This window comes from Ancylomarina sp. 16SWW S1-10-2 (assembly GCF_009669305.1).
Lineage (GTDB): Bacteria > Bacteroidota > Bacteroidia > Bacteroidales > Marinifilaceae > Ancylomarina.
This window is the reverse complement of record NZ_SADB01000292.1, coordinates 1-401: the sequence shown is the minus strand read 5'-3', so window position 1 is coordinate 401 and position 401 is coordinate 1. Positions and strand designations below refer to the sequence as shown.

General features: G+C 63.6%; 1 protein-coding gene. It reads left to right on the top strand.

Annotation, left to right across the window (positions count from 1 at the left end; translation table 11 throughout):
• A partial coding sequence (locus EMN46_RS19270; RefSeq protein WP_229130450.1) for a hypothetical protein occupies positions 1-401 on the top strand: 401 nt, incomplete at both ends.

Below are 401 nucleotides of genomic sequence, written 5' to 3'. Positions count from 1 at the left end.
TCGTGCCCTACGGCTGGGCCTATGCCCTGGGCATCCTTCTGGGCCTGGTCCTCCTGCTTCTCCTTTACAGCGTGATTCACACCGCCTTGGCCAACCGTATCCAAGGGCGCAAGCGAAGCCCCTGGCCCCTTTTCTGGCAGGGGGTGACCCACCTCTTCCTCTGGATCCTGATCCTCCTCGTCTACTACCCCGTGGTGCAGGTGGTGGCCGCCAGCTTTGACCCCACCAACAACCTCTTCAGCTTCCGCAGGCCGGACACGGGGTTTCTCCTGCTGGACGCCAAGGTCATCCCCTACGTGCCCGAGCCCTCCTTGGAAAACTACGCCAAGTTGGTGGAGGGGGTGGTGCTCTACCCCTACCAGGTGGGCCTTCTCCTCCTCGGGGGGCTCGCCCTCTTGGGT